Genomic DNA, 19,030 nt, shown 5'->3' with positions numbered 1-19,030 from the left:
GAGATTGCCCGTTAATAGGCAATCCATCTTTCTTCATTTACTGAAACCTTTCGTTTTATCCGTGCAGGCCTTCATTGCTTGCAGAATGCTGGATCTTAGCTGATTCTCTTCTAAAGCCGCTAACGCAGAAATCGTTGATCCGCCCGGCGTGCAGACATCATCCTTTAAAGCAGCAGGATGTCTTTCCGTTTCCAGTACCATTTTAGCAGCTCCCATTACAGCTTGTGCTGCCATTCGGTATGCTTGTTTTCGTGGAATGCCATCACGGACCCCTCCATCAGCCAGCGCCTCGATGAACATATAAACATAAGCAGGCGACGAACCGCTGATGGCCGGAACTGCGTCCATCAAATCTTCATGCAGGATTTCCGTTTTACCGAAACTATTCAGCAGTGCAGTCACATCCTCTATATCAGCATCGGTAATTTCATCATTGATGCACATGGCAGTCATGCCTTCACCGACAAGCGAAGGAGTGTTTGGCATCGTCCGGACTACCTTCACTCTTTTTTCGAAGCTGTTCTCAACTAGAGATACAGTGATTCCTGCTGCCATAGTAATGATAACGGTGTCTTCTTTAACATGATTCTTCACTTCTTCAAGCACTTGCTTATGCATGGCAGGTTGGATCCCCAGAAAGAGAAAATCGGCAAAACCGGCAACCTCTTTATTATCCAAAGTACCTCTAACGTTATATTTCGTGGTGATTTTAGTTTTGGTCTCCGCACTCGAAGTACTGACCATTATTCCTTCAGGTGAAATGACCTCTGCATGCAGCATGCCCTCAAGCATTGCCTCACCCATTTTTCCGCATCCAATAAACCCGATTTTTTTATTCATATCTTACACTTCCAATCATAAGTTCATCTATGTTCCCACTTTATTATATCGGATATGATAAATGGAAACACGTTGGAGATATTAAACAGGAAGGATTTGGTGGTTTCTGGTCGAATTACTTAAAGTGATATGGATGAATTTGTATATTCACCTTTACGCACTATAGTCAAGTAATTGAATTCTTTTGCAAAAAAAACGTTGACTAATTGGTCATTAGAGATTTATAATTTTGACCTATTAGTCACAAACGAATAAGAAATACAGTTATAGAAATGGAGAAATGCTATGCAAATGGAAAAAAAAGCGGTCAATACCAAGCTTGTCTTAACAGGATTGATTATAGGAATGTTTTTCAGTTCATTGGAACAGACGATCGTCGGTACGGCCATGCCGACAATTATCGGGGAATTGAATGGTTTCACCATCTTTGCATGGGTAACGACTGCCTATTTAATAGCCTCAACGACTGTTGTACCCATTGTTGGAAAGCTATCTGATTTATATGGCAGGCGTTCCCTTTATCTGCTTGGCACAATCATATTTACGATCGGTTCGTTTTTATGTGCCACAGCCACTTCGATGGAGCAATTGATCATCTACAGAGGTCTGCAGGGAATCGGCGGCGGAATGATCATGCCTTTATCCCAAACAATCATCGGCGATATATTCTCTGCTGAACAAAGAGCCAAATGGCAGGGTGTATTCGGAGCCCTTTTTGGATTAAGTTCTGTCATCGGCCCTTTTCTGGGCGGCCTGATCGTTGACCATATCAGCTGGCATTGGATCTTTTTGATCAATGTACCGACGGGCTTACTATCTGCCATTTTGATTTATGTAGGATTGAAACATGAAGCGATAAGGAAAACTGAGAAAGTGAATATCGATTATCTAGGAATCTTCACTTTGATTCCTGGTATTGTCTTGTTATTGCTTGGCTTGACCTTCGGTGGTGATAAATTCGAATGGTTATCACTGGAATCTATCTTGATTTTCGGCAGCACCATTGTCTTCATTGTCCTATTCATCATTTTTGAAAGAAGAGCGGTCGAACCGATCCTTGATTTATCCCTTTTTAAAAATAGAGTTTTTTCCACCACGAATATTTTAGGATTCCTGCTTGGCCTTGGCATGTTTGGGGCAATCATGTTCGTCCCGCTGTTCATGCAAGGCGTTTTGGGAGTTTCACCAACAAAAGCGGGATCGACCATGACTCCGATGATGATTGGTATGATTCTTTCCAGCATCATTGGCGGGCGGTTACTTTTGAAATTCCGTTTTCGTACCGTGCTTACCTTTGGAATGGCCTTTGCGACGCTTGGCTTTTTCCTAATGAGTATGATGGACGGCAGTACGACTATATTCACTGCGTACTCATTCATGGCCATCCTTGGGATAGGTATGGGGCTTGTCATGCCGACATTGATGATTGCCGTTCAAAACGAATTTCCAAAATCGCAGCTAGGGTCGGTTACAGCTGCTTCAACCTTCTTCCGATCAATAGGTGGAACGATGGGCATCACGATTTTGAATGCTGTCATGAATCACAATCTCCAGCAAAATATGGATGATGCGGTCGTAAGCCAAAAGGACCCTATATTGCATGAGGCACTGAAAGCATTAGCCGATAAAACGGATACGTTATTCAACATCATGCTTTATCCTGAAAACCTTAAAATGCCCGCAGAAGTCAGCAATGTCCTTGTAAAAACGATAGAAAATGCTTGGATCGATGCATTCTCCAGTGTTTTCATCACCGGTATCTTTTTTGTTTCCGCAGGGATATTAGTGGCACTTTCCGTGGGTTCGGGCCGAATCAAAAGAGATCAAGAAACGGAAAAAGAATTAGGCTAAAATATGCTCTGGACCGGCTGATATAATCAGCCGGCCTTTTTCATCCCTTCAATCCTATGTTTCTTTTTCATTGATAAGGGAATTTTACCTATATGAGACTAAATGGGGGATACTATGGACAAGATAAACGATTCAATTTTGCCTGCAGATTTTTATCAGCAGCCCACGCTTGAACTGGCGAAATCCCTTCTTGGCTGCCTGATCGTAAAAGAAACAGCGGATGGAACCGCTTCTGGATTCATTGTTGAAACAGAGGCCTATATTGGACCTGGGGACAGGGCCGCACATAGTTTTAGAAATAGACGGACAAAACGGACGGAAGTGATGTTCGGAAATTCCGGTTTGATCTATACATACGTCATGCACACACATACACTGGTCAATGTCGTAAGCGGCGGACCTGAAAATCCGGAAGCCATTTTAATTCGTGCGATTGAACCGTATTCAGGGCTCGAGTTAATGCATGAAAGACGCGGAATTGCCGATATTCGTAAATGGACCGATGGACCAGGGAAGCTAACAAAGGCACTAGGCATCACCATGGATGATTATGGCCGATCCTTTACCGATCCCCCGCTATATCTGGCTGCCGGAAAAAAGCCTGGCCACATATCCAGCGGTCCCCGCGTCGGAATCGACAACTCCGGGGAAGCAAAGGATTACCCTTGGCGTTTCTGGGTTACCGACAATCCATTTATATCCCGTAAGAACTTAATTAATAAAAGGGGACCAAAATAGTCTCCATGATGTTATTCCCTCTAAGCGAACATTGTAATTCTGTGTATGTTACACAACTTAGAGGGGATTTTGCTTTGTCGGTAAGCATCCCGAAATCCATATCAAGTATCGTATATGAAAGTATTATGAATATAGCTAATGACAGCCCTAGCCTCAAAAGGAACAAGACTTTAATTGAAGTTTAATTTCTGCCAAACTTATACATTAGATTATTCAAGTCCCCTCAATATCTCATAATTCAATTCCCATAATTTCCTTACCCATTCATCTTCCAGCCTATTTCCCCAGTAATAATAAATTGACTTCCTTCTATTACGAACCTAATATAGTTAAGTCAGCAATATGGAAGGTGGTTAATGATGAACGTTCAGGCCCTTTTGCAAATGAATACAATTTTTATTAGTATCCTAATTGAATCCCTTCCCTTCATTTTACTGGGAGTCCTTATATCTGGAATCATCCAAATTTTTGTGTCGGAAGAGATGATTGCAAAAATCATTCCGAAAAATCCAATCTTATCTGTTCTATCCGCAATAGGTGCAGGAGTCTTTTTTCTTGCCTGCGAGTGCGGGATCGTCCCGATCACCCGCCGTTTGATCGCTAAAGGGGTTCCTCTTTCAGCGGCCATTGCCTTTATGCTTTCTGCACCCATTCTCAATCCGATCGTCCTGTTTTCCACCTATATAGCGTTTGGAAATAGCTGGAGCATGGTTTTCTATCGTGGCGGAATTGCATTCGCGGTCGTCCTGATCATTGCATTCATCCTGTCTTTTCAATTTAAGACAAATCAGCTTAAACAGGAACATATCGAACATATACATCACCATAAACTTACATTTAATGACAAAATAACGGGGATGTTCAAACATTCGATTGAAGAGTTCTTTTCTGTTGGAAAATACTTAATCATTGGTGCATTGCTGGCAGCTGCCATTCAAACCTTTTTGAAAACATCCCTATTGCTTGAAATCGGTCAAGGAAAACTATCAGGGAATGCAGTCATGATGGCTTTATCCTATGTCATGTCCTTGTGTTCCCAAGCGGACGCCTTTGTTGCAAGTTCTTTTAGAAGTACCTTCTCTCCCTCTTCACTAGTTGCTTTTCTTGTATTTGGGGCCATGTTTGATATTAAAAATACGATCATGCTTTTAGGTACCTTCAAAACAAAATTCGTTTTATGTTTGATGGCCTATATATTTATTTCCGTCTTAGGCCTAACTTTATTGTTTATTTCTTAAAGAGGGTGTTTTATATGGGAAGATTATTCATATTACTTGGACTTACTTTTTTATTCATGCATTTGCACGCCTCAGGGAATATATCGAAATACATTAATATGGAATATTCATATGTTTCACAGATTGCTATCTATATACTGGCAATATTCACTTTAATGGGATCTTACTTATATTTTAAGGAAGGTAATCAAGAAGAAGGTGTTGATTGTCAGTGCGGACATGATCACTCCCGGGAAAATAAGAAATGGAAAAGGTACCTTACTTTCTTCCTATACTTCATTCCCATTTTAAACGGTCTCTTTTTGCCTGTTGCCACTATGGACTCCAATATTGTAGAAAAAAAAGGTTTTCATTTCCCTGTATATGAAGACTCGGATGAATATAGCCAGCATCAATTCCTGCAGCCGGATACGAGTCTTTATTATGGCAAGGATGACTATTTAACTTTAATGGATAACTCTCTCAAAGGCCTGGTTGATCGTGATAGTCTCCAATTAACAGATGAAAACTATCTAAACGATTTAGAAGCCATCTATTACTCTCCTGGAAAGTTCACTGGCAAGCAAATAACGTTAACCGGATTTTCGTACAATTCAGATGAGCTAGCCAAAAACCAGGTATTCCTGTTTCGTTTTGGGGTCATTCACTGTGTCGCGGACTCTGGGGTATTCGGTATGTTAATCGAATTTCCTGAAGGAATGCATCCTAAAAATGATGAGTGGTATTCCGTGACAGGTGAATTGGAATCCATTTATTATCAGCCATTCAAGAAAACCATTCCCCTGCTCAAAGTATCATCACATAGTAAAATCGCTGAACCGGATGATCCCTATGTTTATAGACAATATTAAAAAATGAATCATGGAAAGGTAAGGATATACCATCCTTACCTTTCTTTTAATCACCTAAACTCCTCCATTTTTATGAAATCTCTTTTTATCCATTTATGCGAAATTACAGTATGGCCCTCTTACACTCCACCTAAATCCCATAAATGCCCATTTCCCTGTAGCAAGATTACCCGAAAAATGACGAAAAAGTTGAATTTTATTTATATGGGTCATGTTTTTTATATTCCATACCTTTATAATATAAATGCTAGATATTTTTTTACCACATCAGGAGGAACTTTCCTAAATGAACAATTCTAAAAACTCTTTCATTCTTGCGGGGACCATTATAGGTACCCTAATCGCCGGCACTTCTGCTTATGCTGGTTCTTATCAAGTTAAATCAGGGGACACCCTAGATAAAATCTCTAAAGCCAATAATACAACTGTCCAGCACTTAAAATCTCAAAACCATTTGACTAGTAACCTTATTTTTCCCGGCCAAGTCTTGAAATTTAATACCCTTAACAACCATACAGATAAAAGTAAAGATAAAACCGAAAAATATGTGGTTAAACTTGGGGATTCTTTATCTAAAATTGCCAATAAATATAATGTATCCGTTAGTGCCCTGCTTAAATTAAACCCTAATATTTCTAGTTCGGACCGGATATATATTGGCCAAACCATCCGGGTTTCCGGACAAACGTCCGGATCCAGCCCTTCGGCTAAAAATAGTTCAAATGCTACATATAAAGTCAAATCCGGGGATACACTGGGCAAAATTGCCAGAGTCAATAATATGACTGTCCAACAATTAATGTCTATGAATCATTTGACTAGCACTCTCATTTTTCCAGGTCAGGTCTTGAAGGTCAATGCCCTTACCAGCAATCCGGATAAAGGTAAAAATACAACAGGCGTTTATGTCGTTAAATTAGGGGATTCCTTATCAACAATCGCTAAAAGATATAACCTTTCCCTTAGTGCCTTACTTAAAATGAACCCTAATATTTCCAATTCAGATCGTATTCGAATCGGCCAAACCATCCGGGTTTCAGGGAAGGCCTCGGCATCTGCAATTAATAAACCGTCCAAATCCAACAAGGCAGATCAAGTTTTGGCAGCTGGCGCTAAATACTTGGGAGCCAAGTATGTTTACGGTGCGAGCACTTCACGCACTGATGTATTTGATTGCTCTTCATTCACATTAAGAGCATTCCAAAGTGCAGGTATTTCCTTGCCTCGAAATTCAGTGGCCCAATCACACGTTGGTAAAGCTGTATCCTCAAAGGCCCTGCAAAAAGGGGATTTAGTATTTTTCGATACCAATAATGATGGAGTAATCAATCATGTAGGAATTTATGCCGGTAACGGTCAAATGCTGAATGCTTCGACATCTAAAGGTGTATCCTACGCTAACATTAACAATTCCTACTGGGGACCAAGCTTTGTGAAGGCAGTCCGAGTCCTAAACTAAATGATGGTGGCAGTAAACGATAAAAAGCAAAAAAGCGTGTTTCAATAAATGATCATACACGCTTTTTTGCTTTTGATAATGTTAACTAGCCGCCAACTGGTGTTATGGCTTATCCCCCTTCTTTTTGAAGCCATCCTAACTCTCGCATTAAAATATGCATATAATTCGTTAAAGTATTAAGTCTTTTTTTATAATTGATTTTACGATTAAAAATACTCAAAACACATTAATGTATTGCAAGGTATACAAAATAAACTAAACCTTCACTAGTAAACCCAAATTTATAATAGATACTCGTAGCAATGATAGACACACCCGTTAAAAATATTTTATATTACCAATACTTACTCTTTATCAATAGGTAGAATAATATATAAAGTTAAGCTAACCTTTTTTATCCTCTCTTTCCTCATACCTGGCGCATTAACCTTGCATTTCCACAATCGCATAATTCAGTTGATTACTGATACGGACTCCTTCAAAGCTTGATAATTCCTTTCGTTGGCCTATTTCATCCTTCTTTTTCCATGAAAGGTTATTTGTCTTTTCCGCATTTCAACCTGCTTTCTATGGACTTTTTCTTCTATAAGATCTATGAACATCTGATTATTGTTGAGATTTTCTTTATTAGACTCTATTAACCGCGTTAATGATACATTTTTACATTTTTACGCATTTTTTGGACCTCCTTCTCTACAGAAATTGCTAGCCGGAAAAAGAATGGTTTTTTCTGCTAAGGAGTAATATTTATCTATTACTTCATTATATTTCCATAATACTCTTAGTTTAAAAATTCTTGGTTTCAATTTTGAAATGACCGTTACCAATATTGGTATTGTCATTCTGGGTATATCCTGTTCACTTTTTCAACTTGCATTCTTGTCCTTGATCGGGCCGTGCAGATATAAGTAAGTACATTATCTACATTTCCAACAAAAAAAGGCCTTCATCACAGAAGACCTTTTCAGAAAGTATACTAATAAGAAGAGTAAGTTTGCCTGAGCTTTTTTCTTTCAAAAACGTTCCAGTCGATTCCAGGAATCCGCTCCCTTTCCGCCGACTGTCTGCCAAGCCTCCTCGACGTACTCCGGGGTCTCGACTAGCCAGTTACTCGGCAGGAGTATCGCAAATTTCTTCCATCCTTTAAGGATTAATGTAAAAAAAACTCAAGGATCAACTCGTCTTAAACTTGGTTCGGGATGAGCCTAGCCTACGGTTTTTTCTTAAATTTGATTCCAGTCGATTCCAGAAATCCGCTCCCTTTTCCGCCGGCTTTCTGCCAATCCACCTCAAAGCAAACGCCTGTGGCGTCTCGGCTAGCCAGTTATTCGGCAGGAGTGTCGCAAATTTCTTCCATCCTTTAAGGATTAATGTAAAAAAACTCAAGGATCAACTCGTCTTAAACTTGGTTCAGGATGAGCCTAGCCTACGTTTTTTTCTTAAATTTGATTTCAGTCGATTCTAGAAATCCGTTCCCTTTCCGCCGGCTTTCTGCCAAGCCACCTCAAAGCAAACGCCTGTGTGTCTCGGCTAGCCAGTTACTCGGCAGGAGTATTTCATAATTTTTCAATCTAGTGAGGTTTCGTAAACAAAACACTAAAGTATATTCTAGTGTTTAATCAGGGGTGATTGCATTTCGACATGGAATTACTTTAGTTTCTCTTGCTCTTCAAGGTACTGCCTTATTTTTTTCAAATAATCCGGTGCATCCATCTGATCTTTCACGACCAGTTCTATAAGGCAAAGTTTATCGGCGTTCATATCTTGGGCATTTGTAATGGCTTCATCCAGTTCACCATTCGTCTCGACTCTTGCGGTGAATGCCTCTTGACCAAATGCTTCAGCCAGTTTTGTATAATTCCACTCTGGTATCTCGTTGTATTTCTGTTTTTCTATATCGACTTTTACGTTTAAGAATTTTTCTATCGTATAGCCGTTATTGTTGAGGATAAACACGATGGGCTTACAGCCGTTCTCCAGCATCGAGCTTATTTCCTGTGCTGTCAGCTGTATCGAGCCGTCCCCGGTAAACAAAAGGACACGCCGGTTTCTATCCGCTATACAAGCACCGAAAGCTGCAGGCGTCGCATAACCAATGCTTTGCCAGCCTCCCTGGGCTATGTAGGTCGCCCCTTTCGGCAATCTGACCTGTGACATGCCATAAGAGAATGTTCCTGTTTCCGTGACCACAATGTCATTTTCCTTCAACATTTGCTGAATTCGAGGATAATAGGATGTCGCTTTCAGTGGTGCAGATGGGTCTTCCACCATTGTGTCAAACGGAAACGAGATGTTTCCGACAGATTCGTTCTGACGGTAGCCAATGTCCTGGAGCGCTTTTAGTATTTCCTCCGCCTTGACATTCATATAGCTGGCTTCCCCCACTTTTAATGTGTCAGGTTGAATTTCCACCATTTTCAACGGGTTAAGCTTTGCTGTACCTTTGGAAGTATTGACGTCTGACCAAACAGTACCAACGGCTATGATCAAATCCGCGTCTTCAACAGTCTCAGTTACATCCTTACTTCCGAAAGCTCCGCCGTATACACCAATATACTGGGGATGACTCTCATCAAACCCGCTTTTCCCCTGCATCAATGAAGCAACTGGAACATTTAACCTCTCAGCGAGCTGCAGTACGGGTTTCTGCAAGTTATAACGAAGTGTTTTCACGTCGACAAGCAGAACGGCTTTATTTACATGTTCTAACATGCCTTTTATATGCTTCACTGCTGACTGCAAAGCATCGACATTCGTTTTTGTCATGTTTTCTGATGTCTTACCGAGAGAAAGCAATGGTTTTTCAACGAGATCGATAGCCACTACCAAATAAACGGGCTTTTTCTTTTCTTTCGCGATTTTGATTGCAGCCGGTATCTCCCTAGCTGCGTTTTCTGGTGTAAGTATTGTTGTATAACCGGTAATATGCTCATAAACCTTACGGAAAACATCAAAATCTCCATCCATTAACGTATGGTGGGCAAGCTCCTTTTCCTGCTGCATCATGGTCTTTGGCGAGCCGACAATATGGATGAGCGGCACATTTTCACTGTACGCTCCAGCGATTGCATTACATGCGCTCATTTCACCGACACCAAAGGTGGTTATCAGTGCCGACATGCCCTTCACCCGGGAATATGCGTCCGCTGCGTATCCAGCATTGAGTTCATTTCGTCCATTAATAAACTCAATCCCATCGTAATCTTCCAAAGTATCTAGCAATGAGAAATTATAGTCTCCAGGCACACCAAAAATCTCTGTAATGCCTTCTGCTTTTAAACAGTCGTATAAATATTGTCCCAAGGTTGTGTTTTCAGCCAAGTCAATCACTCCTTCAATCGATTACTCTCTACTTTATTTATACCCAAACATAAGTAGGTTAACCGTATAAGTATCCATTTGCTTTAATGTGGGTGGCGTCTCTATTACTCTAGTTTTAGCTTTGATGAATGAAGTGAGTGAGACTATCCCAGGCATGATTCTTATAAAAAATGATTCAATTCCAAATCAAAATATCTGAAAATTCTTGATTTCGCTTCTGTTTTTGATTTATATTTGAATCACCGGCACAGTGATAAGGGGGAAAATGATGAGTGATAACAACGTCAAAAGAGTTTTGGAATGCATTATCAACACATCCAATAATAATATTACCGTGACCGATGAAAAAGGATTCATTTTATTCACGAATCCTAACCATTGGTGGATATATGGAATCGAACCAGAACATTACCTTGGAAAGTCCGTTTACCAGCTCGAAACGGAAGGAATCCTTTCACCTTCGATTTCCGCCATGGTATTGAAAGAGAAAACGCCTATCCAGATCATGCAGCAAACGAAGACGGGAAAAATCGTCATGTCGACTGCCTATCCCATCTTTGATGATGATGGTGAATTGATTCGTGTCGTCAGTTATGCCCAAGATCAAACTGAAATCAGGAACCTCCAGGATCAGTACGGTCAATTGGAGAAAAAGATTCAAGAATACCAATCGGAGGTCGAGGAACTAAGGGAACAGGAGGAGTTGATCTATCGCAGCAAGGAAATGCGGCAAATCGCCAAAACGATACACCGTGTTTCCAAAACGGATGCTACAGTCATGCTTCTTGGGGAATCCGGTGTGGGAAAGAGCGTATTCGCCCGCCGGCTGCACAATCAGAGTTACCGCAGCAAAGAGCCATTCATCGAAGTCAACTGCAGTACCATCCCAGAAAGTCTCTTTGAATCCGAAATGTTTGGATATGAAGCAGGATCCTTCACCGGAGCGCAGAAGCAGGGGAAGCAAGGGCTGATCGAACAAGCAGATAACGGAACCTTATTTCTGGATGAAATCGGGGAGCTTCCCCTCGATATGCAAGTGAAGCTATTAAATGTCCTGCAAGAGAAGACCTTTAAAAGAGTGGGAGGAAAAAAAGAGCATAAAATTGATTTCCGGCTTGTGACGGCAACCAATCAAAACCTTGAGGAAATGGTGGAGAAGGGAACATTCAGGCTCGATTTGTATTATCGCTTAAATGTGATTCCCATCCAAATACCGCCGTTACGCGAAAGAAAAGAAGACATTGCCATCTTAATCAATCATAATCTCGAAATCATCAATAAGAAATACAAGGCGGATAAGAAATTGCACCCTTCCACTTACGAAATACTGATTCAGCATAAATGGTCAGGAAACGTGCGTGAATTGGAGAACCTGATTGAACGGCTCATTTTGACCTCGGAAGACTCCATCATTTTCCCAGGCTTTCTCCCCTCCCATTTCCATGGACAAGAATCTTTGGAGAAAATAGATGATACCCTAATGATCGACAATATGATGGTTGATGATAGTGATCTCAATACTGCCCTCGAACAAGTCGAAAAATGGATGTTGATGAAAGCGAGTAAACAATGCAAGTCCACATATGAAATGGCTAAATTCTTAGGTATCAGCCAGCCTTCCGTCGTCAGAAAAATGAAGAAATATAAAGATCATCTGCCCATTAAATAACAGCGGAAAAGAAGAATGTTTCAATGCAGTATCCCCTTTTTTACCGTATAAAAAGGAGACCAGCGTATCGAGGTCTCCTTTTTCTTACTTATTTGACACGCCCGCAGATTCAAATGTTGCCATTTCTTTAATGACCAATGTCGCCGCCTTGAGAATGGGGTATGACAGGGCAGCCCCTGTTCCTTCCCCGATTCTCATTCCCAGGTCGAGGATCGGTTCCTTGCCAAGCAGTTCTATGGCCGCTCTATGACCAGGTTCTGCAGATCGATGTCCAACAAACATATAATCGGCTGCACGTCCGGAAATCAGGTTTGCCAAAACAGCAGCCGTTGTTGTAATGAAACCATCAACAAGAATGGGTATACGGTTATTCGCTGCAGCAAGCATGGCCCCTGCCATACCTGCAATTTCGAATCCACCGATATTCATCAAAATGTTGATTGGATCATCAGGATTAGGATTTCTTAATGAAATCGCTTCTTCAATTATTCTTCGCTTATGTAAAATGCCTTCTGACTTCAATCCTGTTCCCTGCCCCACTAGTGATTCGACGCTTTTCCCGCTTATTATGGAGATGATGGCGGTACTGGATGTCGTATTTCCGATTCCCATTTCACCAAGAATCAGGCAGTTCACCCCACGGGCAATCATTTTCTCTGCACGGTCATACCCAATGTCAAGCGCTTGATTTACTTCTTCCTTTGTCATAGCCTCTTCCTTATAAAAGTTTCTAGTTCCATTACGGACTTTTCTGGAAGTTAACCCCGGTGCTTCGATATCTGCATCGATCCCTATATCGACAATGTCCAAGTAAGCATCTATCGCACGGCTTAATACATTGATAGCTGCACCGTCATTCAGGAAATTAAGTGCCATTTGTTCCGTCACTTCTTTTGGATACGCGGAAATCCCTTCTTCCGTAATTCCATGGTCGGCTGCAAACACGATCACCCCCGGTTTCGAAATGTCCGGAAATGCCTCCCCTGTCATCTTGGCCAGTTCAATTATCCATTCTTCCAGCCGTCCTAAGCTTCCCTGAGGAACCGTCAGCGAATCGACATGTCCTTTAACCTGACGTCCCATTTCTTCATCCAGCATCGGGATGGAAATGGCAGATAAACCATTCTTCATATTAATCCCCCACAATCCAAAATAAAAACCTTAACCATAGGAAAAGGTTCTTATCCATCATCTGCTATAAATACAACTTAGTCCATATATTATCATCCAGGCTTTCATTGAATTCACTGTGGTCGTTTCACTTCGGCACTCCCATTTCATTTAAAGGGTAGATGCGAAATTTCACTTTGCCCACAAGTGATTTTTCAGAAATAAAACCAAATCTTCTTCCATCCCAACTATTCCTTCGATTATCCCCCATGACAAATAAATGACCGACAGGTACCTTGGATTTCCCGAGTAAATCACTTAGGGTGAAATTCTCCGTCAGGTTCTCTTCAGGTGGAATTTCTCCTTTTTTTGTATTCAAATATGGTTCTGTATACTTTTTCCCATTGATATATAAGACATCATCTTTCATTTCGACGCTGTCCCCTGGTAAACCGATCACCCTTTTTATATAATTCTCTTCCGCGTCCGGAGCATAAAATACGACCATATCGAAACGCTCCGGCTTTCCGATTTTAGCTACCACGATCCGGTCATCATTTTCATAAGTCGGCTCCATTGACTCACCTTTTACCGTGACTGGCGTAAATAAAAACTGTTGGCAAATGAACACGATCATTAAAGCGAATAAGATAGCTTTCAACCACGAGAACACTTCACTTTTCATATTCTTCACACGGATTCCCTCCCATCCATTGTCAACGGCTAAACCTACGATAATTGCTGTATTTTGGCTAGCAGCGCCAAAAAGAATTCATTAGCTAATTTGCCGGTCGGTGATTTTTAGAGGAGACATTCCAAAGAAATATCTGGAAAAATTGTAACACATTCATTTATTGCTCGCGAGAATAAATGATTTTTCAGAGTCAATCTCAAACCATGAGAAAAAGGATAGCGATTTTAGCTATCCTTTTTCTTAGTTTGTTCCTCAGAATTTATTCCAAGTCAATATAGTATCGAGTGGCAAACGGACTTTTTCAAAGCCTGCTTTAGTTCCTTTTCCAAGGGAAATCAACATGACAGGTTTGAAGTTTTCCGGTACATTGAACGCATCCACAAATTTGGCTTCATCGAACCCTCCCATTGGGACTGTATCGTATCCTTTTGCTTTTGCAGCCAACATGATCTGCATGGAAACCAAGCCACCGTCAATCATGGCTACGCTTAAAGCCTTCTCAGCGGAAAAGTTGCCGTAATTATGCAGAATAGAGGCTACATATGGCTCTTTGATTTCATTCTTCATGATCCCTTTATTGACTAATTCACCATAAATCCGTTCTGCATTTTTGTAACCTTCTATATCAGCTAAAACGGCAATGACAGCAGATGCATCGACGATTTGTTGTTGGTTATTTGCGATGGGTAGCAATTCTTGTTGGGTTTGCTTATCTTGAATCACAAGGAATCTCCATGGCTGTAAGTTGGAAGAAGACGGCGCTTGAATCGCAATCTCCAGGATTTCACGAATTTCCTCTTCAGTCATCACGTATTCAGCATCGTACTGGCGAACAGATCTCCGTTCTTTTGCTACCGTAATGAAATCCGTATCATTAAGGACTTTCGGCTTTTCAAGCGGTACATTCAATTCTTTAGCTTTATTCAGGTACTCTTCTTTACTCATTATATTTTTTGTCATTGATAATGACCTCCATTTAACTGTAATTATTACAGGAACAGTATATAACGCATACTGTTCTTTTGTCAAATACAGTTTAAGAAAAACGAAACCCTGGCAGTTTCGTTTTTCACATCAGGATTTTGAAAGTAAATCAGCAATCGTCTTTTGTTCCAAGCCTTGTATAATCCAGCTCTCCATCTCGTTTTTCAAGCCGCATAAAGCTTCGCGGGAAGATGGTTGAAAGCATTTTTTAGCATTCACATCAAGAAAGCCTTTTGAAAAAGGTTCGGATTTAATTGCAGAGTATATATCTGCAAGAATGATTTGTTCGGGTTTTTTGGCAAGTGAATATCCCCCATCTCTTCCTTCCTTCGCTTGAATCAGCCCTGCCTTCACTAAATTACTTAATATTTTTCTAAGAAAACCTGACTCCGAATCAAGCTTAACGGCCAATTTATTACTATTGCATAATCCATCATGATCAGCAAGAACAAGCAGGGCTTGTACTGCAAGACTAAACCAAATTATACTGGAAACCTTTTCTGCCATTTCTTTCACCTCTCTCCTCTACTTTAAACTATTTTTCATTGAATATACAACGTTACATCGAACAATCCTGCCTAAAAACCTCCTTATAAAACCATCCATCAGGGAAAGCTTGCAGCCCTTTTTGTTTCATAGCAGCGAAAGTAATGGAGAACACAAAAAGAATGGATATATTAGCATCCCACTTGGCCTATTTTATATAGTCTTACATTAAATGCATTTCACCATCTCCAAAAATAAATTGACAAAATTCTTGTCTTACAAATTATATGTTTTGGAATATGGTAAACTTACTTAATAGAATGGATGAGGAAGTGGATAAATGATGCTGAAAACAATAAATGAACAACTCGATAAAGTCATGCCTTTTATCACGCCGATAAGCGTGATTATTGGGGTATTATTGTCCGAACATCTAATGGATTACACCTTTCTTGTTCCATGGGTATTTGCCTTCATTACATTTTCCGGGAGTTTAGGCTCTAACTTTAAATCTCTGCAACAGGCAGTCACCCACCCTTTACCCGTTTTCATCGTATTGATCATCCTTCATATGCTTATGCCAATTTGGGCTTTTGTCCTCGGTCATTTAGTGTTTCATGGTGATGCTTTCACAATTACCGGCCTAGTCCTCGCTGTAGTGATTCCAACCGGTGTCACCAGTATGATCTGGGTATCCATTTATAAGGGTAATGCCATACTTGCCCTAACCATCATCTTAATCGACACCCTACTCTCGCCATTCATCGTCCCTTACAGCATTTCCTTTTTCGGAGGCGGTTCGATCGAAATGGATTTGGGGTCGATAGTGAAAGGATTAATCGGAATGGTCGTTCTGCCCTCCATGCTTGCCATGTTCTTGAATCAGGCTACAAAAGGAAAGATACAATATTCACTATCTCCCCGATTAGCTCCATTCTCCAAGATAAGCGTTGGAATCGTAGTCATATTGAACAGTTCAAAAATAGCGCCTTTCTTAACCCATTTCGATAAGAAAATAATGATCATGGCCTTTTTGGTTTTGTTCATAGCCGCTTCAGGTTATGCCCTTTCTTGGATGGTCGGTGCATGTTTAAGATGGGAAAAGGCGGATATCTTCACCTTGACATTTACAGGCGGTATGCGAAACATCAGTGCTGGAGCCGTTCTTGCAACCACTTATTTCCCTGCTGCCGTTGCGGTACCCGTTGTACTTGGCATGCTGTTTCAACAAATGCTTGCCTCCTTTTTTGGGTATGTCATGGAAAGACATTTTCATCGTGGTGTGATTGAAGGGCCATCCGCCGAATGATTATTTCCCAAGCATCCTTTTTCCCTTTCAATTACATTCCAATTATAATAGGTAAGTGGAACACATTTACATGATTATCCATTATAAAATCATTGGAGGTATTGGAGATGAAAGTTGTTGCCATAGTGGGAAGTATCCGTAAAGAGTCATACAACCTTAAGCTAGCCAAATATATTCAAACTAAATATAAAGATCGTTTTGATCTCGAAATCTTGAACATTCGGGATTTACCTTTTTATGATCAAGATATTGAAAATGATCCTCCATTGGTTGTAAAAGAATTTAAAAGCAAAGTGGCCGAAGCAGATGCAGTCTTGTGGGTAACACCTGAATACAACGGGACGATTCCAGGAGTATTGGGCAATGCAATTGATTGGTTATCACGTGTCGATAAAGTCTTGATCGGCAAACCATCATGGATCATGGGTGCGTCAATGGGGCAATTAGGGACGGTAAAAGCTCAATTGCATTTGCGTGAAATCTTATTCGCAATAGGCATCTCCTCCCCACTCCTTCCTGGGAATGAAGTATATGTTGGTGCAGTGCATGACAAAATCGATAACGAAGGCAGCCTTATACATGAGCCGACTGTCCAGTTTATCGATACGGTCGTCGATAATTTCATTAGCTGGTATAATCATCATACTCGTTAATGCTTTACACAAGAATCCCAGCAGGCCTGATCCTGCTGGGATTCTTGTGTAAAGCATATAAGAGGAATTAATCAAAACTCATCCTCTACCCGCTTGGAATGAAGGGTATTTTGTCATTCCTCCGTCAGCGAATAGAGTGATGCCCGTTACATAGCTGGACTCAGAAGATGCCAGCCATGCAGCAACCGCGGCAATTTCTTCAGGCTTTCCGATATACCCCATCGGAATCATGCTTTCAAGGTCCTTTTTCTTTTCGGGATCTTCAAGCTTGTCGGCATTTATTGGCGTGGCGATGGCTCCGGGACCAATGCTGTTCACGCGGATCCCTTTTGGTGCATATTCAAGAGCCAGGGTTTCCGTAAGCAGCTTCACCCCGCCCTTGCTAGCTGCATAGTGAACGAATAAAGGCCAGGGAATCATCTCATGTACACTGGACATGTTAATTACATTCCCTTTAATATCGTTCTCGACAAAATACTTGATAGCTTCGCGGCAGCCTAAGAAATTCCCCGTTAAGTTAGTATCGATTACCCTATTCCAGTCGCTTAACGGCATCTCGTGAGATGGAACCGGATTTTCAATCCCTGCATTATTGATGAATATATCGAGTTTCCCGAAATTCTTTATCGCTGATTGAACAAGGTTAATAACATCTTCTTCAACGGTGACATCGCCTTTTACTGCAATGGCTTCCCCGCCATTTGTTTTGATTTCTTCCATTACACTATCCGCTTCCTCTGATTTAGTGCGATAATTAACCACGACCTTTGCCTTTTCCTTAGCAAAGCGAATGGCCATCGCTTTTCCTAAACCAGTGGATGATCCGGTTATGACCACGACCTTACCTTCTAAATCTGTATACATGTAATCACCCTCCAATTAACTTTTTGCCAATCCCAGCATAATCCCAGCTATGATGATCAAGATAATCCCAATTACGATTCCAATTAGTTGGCGCTTCGTTTTCTTTTCACGTAAAATGAAGATCCCCCCAAGAGTTGAGATGACTATGCCCATCTGCGAAAGTGAAAAACTAGTGGCCACTCCCACACGTGGCTGGGAAATGAATAAAAACATGTTCCCTGCAGCCCATATCAATCCCGGAATGATATTGCGAATCGTATATTTGTTAAACGGTTTATGCTTAAAAGTCAATAACAGGCCGCCTATCACCATCCCGATCGCTTGAGGGAACAACGCTGACCACCCATCAACATCAAAAAGACGGGCCACGACCACATAAACCAAATAACCGAATGTCGAGATGAGGAGAATAACAATTCCTTTCTTCAAGTTTCCCGACTTGCCCTCTTTCGATTCTTTATCTTCCAAGGAGGTCAAGACGATTCCTATAATAATGAAGACTAAAGCCAAAACGCCTAAAATAATCGATTTCATTGTAGACCATTCGTTAAAAACTATGACCCCGAATAAAGTGGTTGAAATGAGCTGCAATCCTGTTGATATTGGCATGGTTTTGGAAACTCCCATTAAATCAATGCTCTTAAGCTGATTAGCTTGTCCAACAGCCCAAAACAATCCAGATACGACTCCGACTCCAAACACCAGGAGTGACAATTTAATATCTGCGAAAATATAAACACCAATTGAAAAAATCAAGGCGCCAATCGTTGTACCTAGTGTTTGACTATAGGGTCCACCCCCGAGTTTCACATTAAATAAAACGATGCTTCCCCAGAATAATGCCGGCAAGAGAGCTAATAGTATATCCATCTTCAACCCCCATATATGTAAGTACAAAACTAAGCAGGAAATTTCATTTTGTCTTCTTAATATGTTCGCATTATTTGAATTGACCCTTGGTAA

The 19,030-nt window shown here is 40.9% G+C and carries 16 protein-coding genes; 8 read left to right on the top strand and 8 right to left on the bottom strand.

All coding sequences use genetic code 11. The features are described 5' to 3' along the window. Positions 1-33: 33 nt before the first annotated feature. Positions 34-840: a pyrroline-5-carboxylate reductase gene (proC, locus tag NYE65_RS17195; RefSeq protein ID WP_328176180.1), complete on the bottom strand. Its 807-nt coding sequence runs from the start codon at positions 838-840 to the stop codon at positions 34-36. 285 nt (positions 841-1,125) lie between these two features. Here proC and NYE65_RS17190 point away from each other — a divergent pair, with 285 nt between their 5' ends. The 5 genes from NYE65_RS17190 (at position 1,126) to NYE65_RS17170 (ending at position 6,977) form a co-directional block, all read left to right on the top strand. Beyond that, positions 1,126-2,691, top strand: coding sequence for an MDR family MFS transporter (locus NYE65_RS17190; RefSeq protein WP_063591984.1), 1,566 nt, complete (start codon positions 1,126-1,128; stop codon positions 2,689-2,691). 114 nt (positions 2,692-2,805) lie between these two features. Further along, on the top strand, positions 2,806-3,429 hold the full coding sequence (locus NYE65_RS17185) for a DNA-3-methyladenine glycosylase (protein ID WP_340861325.1): 624 nt from the start codon (positions 2,806-2,808) through the stop codon (positions 3,427-3,429). A gap of 356 nt (positions 3,430-3,785) precedes the next feature. Further along, the gene (locus NYE65_RS17180; protein ID WP_222620109.1) at positions 3,786-4,667 is read left to right on the top strand and encodes a permease; all 882 of its coding nucleotides are present in this window, start codon (positions 3,786-3,788) and stop codon (positions 4,665-4,667) included. A 14-nt stretch (positions 4,668-4,681) separates the two neighbouring features. Next, the gene (locus NYE65_RS17175) at positions 4,682-5,518 is read left to right on the top strand and encodes a TIGR03943 family putative permease subunit (protein WP_340861324.1); all 837 of its coding nucleotides are present in this window, start codon (positions 4,682-4,684) and stop codon (positions 5,516-5,518) included. Between the two features lie 286 nt (positions 5,519-5,804). Beyond that, positions 5,805-6,977, top strand: coding sequence for a C40 family peptidase (locus tag NYE65_RS17170; RefSeq protein ID WP_340861323.1), 1,173 nt, complete (start codon positions 5,805-5,807; stop codon positions 6,975-6,977). A 1,647-nt stretch (positions 6,978-8,624) separates the two neighbouring features. On the opposite strand, the gene NYE65_RS17165 is transcribed toward NYE65_RS17170, so the two are convergent. Then, a complete protein-coding gene (locus NYE65_RS17165) occupies positions 8,625-10,298 on the bottom strand; it encodes an alpha-keto acid decarboxylase family protein (RefSeq protein WP_340861322.1) in 1,674 nt (557 codons plus the stop codon). 265 nt (positions 10,299-10,563) lie between these two features. Between NYE65_RS17165 and NYE65_RS17160 the strand changes: the two genes are divergently transcribed. Then, positions 10,564-11,967, top strand: coding sequence for a sigma-54 interaction domain-containing protein (locus tag NYE65_RS17160; RefSeq protein ID WP_340861321.1), 1,404 nt, complete (start codon positions 10,564-10,566; stop codon positions 11,965-11,967). Between the two features lie 84 nt (positions 11,968-12,051). Here the strand turns inward: NYE65_RS17160 and cobT are convergent, their stop codons facing one another. The 4 genes from cobT to NYE65_RS17140 form a co-directional block, all read right to left on the bottom strand. Beyond that, positions 12,052-13,098 carry a nicotinate-nucleotide--dimethylbenzimidazole phosphoribosyltransferase gene (gene cobT / locus NYE65_RS17155; protein ID WP_098864976.1) on the bottom strand — a complete coding sequence of 349 codons (1,047 nt, stop codon included), beginning with the start codon at positions 13,096-13,098 and terminating at the stop codon, positions 12,052-12,054. A 127-nt stretch (positions 13,099-13,225) separates the two neighbouring features. Beyond that, positions 13,226-13,762 (bottom strand): signal peptidase I, encoded by a 537-nt coding sequence (gene lepB / locus NYE65_RS17150; RefSeq protein ID WP_034315582.1) that lies wholly within the window; start codon positions 13,760-13,762, stop codon positions 13,226-13,228. Between the two features lie 261 nt (positions 13,763-14,023). Further along, positions 14,024-14,731: a nitroreductase family protein gene (locus NYE65_RS17145; RefSeq protein ID WP_057275637.1), complete on the bottom strand. Its 708-nt coding sequence runs from the start codon at positions 14,729-14,731 to the stop codon at positions 14,024-14,026. A 114-nt stretch (positions 14,732-14,845) separates the two neighbouring features. After that, positions 14,846-15,262 (bottom strand): RrF2 family transcriptional regulator, encoded by a 417-nt coding sequence (locus NYE65_RS17140; RefSeq protein ID WP_340861320.1) that lies wholly within the window; start codon positions 15,260-15,262, stop codon positions 14,846-14,848. A gap of 322 nt (positions 15,263-15,584) precedes the next feature. Between NYE65_RS17140 and NYE65_RS17135 the strand changes: the two genes are divergently transcribed. Further along, positions 15,585-16,550: a bile acid:sodium symporter family protein gene (locus NYE65_RS17135; protein WP_340862141.1), complete on the top strand. Its 966-nt coding sequence runs from the start codon at positions 15,585-15,587 to the stop codon at positions 16,548-16,550. A 107-nt stretch (positions 16,551-16,657) separates the two neighbouring features. Further along, positions 16,658-17,203: an NADPH-dependent FMN reductase gene (locus NYE65_RS17130; protein WP_340861319.1), complete on the top strand. Its 546-nt coding sequence runs from the start codon at positions 16,658-16,660 to the stop codon at positions 17,201-17,203. A gap of 78 nt (positions 17,204-17,281) precedes the next feature. Here the strand turns inward: NYE65_RS17130 and NYE65_RS17125 are convergent, their stop codons facing one another. Both NYE65_RS17125 and NYE65_RS17120 read right to left on the bottom strand, forming a co-directional pair. Continuing rightward, entirely contained in the window at positions 17,282-18,067 is a 786-nt protein-coding gene (locus NYE65_RS17125) for an SDR family oxidoreductase (RefSeq protein ID WP_048689825.1), read from the bottom strand. A 15-nt stretch (positions 18,068-18,082) separates the two neighbouring features. Then, positions 18,083-18,937, bottom strand: a complete 855-nt coding sequence (locus NYE65_RS17120) for a RhaT/GlcU family sugar-proton symporter (RefSeq protein ID WP_340861318.1) — start codon at positions 18,935-18,937, stop codon at positions 18,083-18,085. Positions 18,938-19,030 lie beyond the last annotated feature (93 nt).

Origin of the sequence: Peribacillus sp. FSL R5-0717, assembly GCF_038002945.1 — a bacterium.
Lineage (GTDB): Bacteria > Bacillota > Bacilli > Bacillales > DSM-1321 > Peribacillus > Peribacillus frigoritolerans.
Note: the sequence above shows the minus strand (reverse complement) of the source record. Positions and strands in the feature narration are given on the sequence as shown.

Coding starts and splice junctions, on each gene's coding strand:
- NYE65_RS17175 (WP_340861324.1), top strand. CDS start 4,682: ATGGGAAGATTATTCATATTACTTGGACTTACTTTTTTATTCATGCAT.
- NYE65_RS17190 (WP_063591984.1), top strand. CDS start 1,126: ATGCAAATGGAAAAAAAAGCGGTCAATACCAAGCTTGTCTTAACAGGA.
- NYE65_RS17135 (WP_340862141.1), top strand. CDS start 15,585: ATGCTGAAAACAATAAATGAACAACTCGATAAAGTCATGCCTTTTATC.
- NYE65_RS17160 (WP_340861321.1), top strand. CDS start 10,564: ATGATGAGTGATAACAACGTCAAAAGAGTTTTGGAATGCATTATCAAC.
- cobT (WP_098864976.1), bottom strand. CDS start 13,098: ATGAAGAATGGTTTATCTGCCATTTCCATCCCGATGCTGGATGAAGAA.
- NYE65_RS17125 (WP_048689825.1), bottom strand. CDS start 18,067: ATGTATACAGATTTAGAAGGTAAGGTCGTGGTCATAACCGGATCATCC.
- NYE65_RS17180 (WP_222620109.1), top strand. CDS start 3,786: ATGATGAACGTTCAGGCCCTTTTGCAAATGAATACAATTTTTATTAGT.
- NYE65_RS17185 (WP_340861325.1), top strand. CDS start 2,806: ATGGACAAGATAAACGATTCAATTTTGCCTGCAGATTTTTATCAGCAG.
- NYE65_RS17145 (WP_057275637.1), bottom strand. CDS start 14,731: ATGACAAAAAATATAATGAGTAAAGAAGAGTACCTGAATAAAGCTAAA.
- NYE65_RS17170 (WP_340861323.1), top strand. CDS start 5,805: ATGAACAATTCTAAAAACTCTTTCATTCTTGCGGGGACCATTATAGGT.
- proC (WP_328176180.1), bottom strand. CDS start 840: ATGAATAAAAAAATCGGGTTTATTGGATGCGGAAAAATGGGTGAGGCA.
- NYE65_RS17120 (WP_340861318.1), bottom strand. CDS start 18,937: ATGGATATACTATTAGCTCTCTTGCCGGCATTATTCTGGGGAAGCATC.
- NYE65_RS17140 (WP_340861320.1), bottom strand. CDS start 15,262: ATGGCAGAAAAGGTTTCCAGTATAATTTGGTTTAGTCTTGCAGTACAA.
- lepB (WP_034315582.1), bottom strand. CDS start 13,762: ATGAAAAGTGAAGTGTTCTCGTGGTTGAAAGCTATCTTATTCGCTTTA.
- NYE65_RS17130 (WP_340861319.1), top strand. CDS start 16,658: ATGAAAGTTGTTGCCATAGTGGGAAGTATCCGTAAAGAGTCATACAAC.